This window comes from Kitasatospora sp. NPDC004799, from assembly GCF_040609095.1.
GTDB lineage: Bacteria > Actinomycetota > Actinomycetes > Streptomycetales > Streptomycetaceae > Kitasatospora.
This window is the reverse complement of sequence record NZ_JBEXJK010000730.1, coordinates 1-1,892: the sequence shown is the minus strand read 5'-3', so window position 1 is coordinate 1,892 and position 1,892 is coordinate 1. Positions and strand designations below refer to the sequence as shown.

Below are 1,892 nucleotides of genomic sequence, written 5' to 3'. Positions count from 1 at the left end.
ATCGCGGGCCGGCGATCGAGGTGCCGCCGAGGTGCAGCGCGCCCAGCTCCCGGGCCGTCAGCTCCAGGTCGGCCGCCGCCGTGGTGGGCCGGCACTCGCCGCCCTCGGGGCCGGTGCGCAGCCGGAACCGCCGCTCGTTCCACGGGCAGAGCGGGTCGGTGACGTCCAGGACGACGTCGGTCTCGGCGGCGTAGCCGCGCTGCTCCAGCGCCCGGTCCACGTCCACCAGCCGGACGTGCAGCTGGTCGCGCAGGACGGGCGCCGCGCTGCGGGGGTCGGTGAGCAGGGCGAGCACCGGGTCGTCCACCGGCCGGTCGGCGACCACGCTGCCGGCGAGGTCGACGTCGAGCAGGGCGCGCCAGAGCGCCGCGTAGGAGGCGGGGTCGCGCGCGAACAGCTCGCGCACCGCCACCTCGTAGCGCGGCACCGAGTCCACCCAGGCCGCGGTCAGCCGGTAGAGGGCGTAGCCGGACGGCTTCCCCTCCTCCTCGACCACCAGGCAGAGCAGCTGCCCGCTCCCGCCCCGGTGGTCGGGCAGGTCCAGGACGGCCCGGGCGGCCCAGACCTCGTCCCGGCGCAGCATCCCGGGGCGTTCCCCGACGCACTGGGCGTAGACCGCGGTGATCGCGGCGCGGTGCTCCTCGGGCGTGCCGATCCGGACGGTCCGCTCGCCGCCGGCCGTCGGGCGCAGCTCCCGGGCGTACCGGTGGATCCGCACCTTGGCGGCCTGGCTGGCCAGGCCGAACCCGAAGCGGCCGTAGATCCCGGCCTCGGTGGTGTTGAGGGCCGCCACCGCCTCGCCGCCGCTCTCGTGCAGGGTGTGCAGGACGCGCAGCACCATGCCGCTCATCACGCCGCGCCGGCGGTGCTCGGGCGCGACGGTCACGTAGCCGAGGCCGGCCACCGCGCGGGGGCCGCCCGGCAGGGTCATCTCCAGGGAGTAGACGGCACAGGTCCCGCAGACCCGGCCGCCGGTCCGCGCGACCAGCGAACGCTTCGGTTCGAAGATCGAGGCCGCCGAGGCGTGGTAGTCCACGGAGTGCCCGTAGCCCCCGTACGCCAGTTCCGCGACCGGAACGAGATCGTCCCAGGAATCCGCGGTGGATATCTCCGGGACAGCAGAGAATTCGGGCATGCGTATCACGCGCTCCTCGCGTACTGAAGTTTCCCGGGAATTCAGATCTTGACGGGTCCGGAATGTGAGACGGCGCGTTTCCCGAGACGGGTGGGACCAGCGCACACGGACATCCGATGACCGGATCACGTCAGAAGTCACAGGTATAGCACGATCGAACCACGTGGCGTCAAGGAGCCGGAACCGCCCCACTGTTCACCGCCGCAGAACAATGATCGGTATTCGCAACCGGAATTCGAAGGTTCGCATTCAGTGCTCTTGTGATCAATGGAAGATTCACTCAGACTCGGCTGCGGCGGATGATCCCTGGCCTTCCAGCGATCCATTCTGGTCCGCCCCTGCCCGTTTCTCTGACCACAGCGAGGAGACAGGTATGTCCAACCCCAGGTTCATCGCCGGCAACACGCCCGTCGGCGACTGGCAGCAGCACGTCGAGGAGGACAACGGCACCGGCATCTACATCGACGTCGACACCTCCGCGGGCAACTTCAGCGAGACGCCGGTCTACACCGCCAACCTCTGCGGCCGCGACTCGATGTGGACGACCACCGGCGGGAACACCATCTACACCCCGACCTCGAAGGGCTTCCGGATCTACGTCCGCTGGCAGGACGGCCGTCCGCTGACGGTCGACTACGCGGTGAGCCACGGCTGGTACATCAGCTGGGTGGCGACGGAGGTCTGAGCACCCCGCTCCCGTTGAGGCTCTGATCCGCTCCCGGGCCGGCCGGCGCCCGCACCTGCTGCGGCCGCGGAC

2 protein-coding genes are annotated in these 1,892 nt (G+C 70.8%); one reads left to right on the top strand and one right to left on the bottom strand.

The genetic code is table 11. From position 1 onward, the window contains the following. Nucleotides 1-1,135 (bottom strand): GNAT family N-acetyltransferase (locus ABZW03_RS40315; protein WP_355269782.1); only part of this gene is annotated, 1,135 nt, incomplete at its 3' end. Nucleotides 1,136-1,508: 373 nt separating this feature from the next. Here ABZW03_RS40315 and ABZW03_RS40310 point away from each other — a divergent pair. Continuing rightward, nucleotides 1,509-1,820 carry a hypothetical protein gene (locus tag ABZW03_RS40310; RefSeq protein WP_355269781.1) on the top strand — a complete coding sequence of 104 codons (312 nt, stop codon included), beginning with the start codon at nt 1,509-1,511 and terminating at the stop codon, nt 1,818-1,820. Nucleotides 1,821-1,892 lie beyond the last annotated feature (72 nt).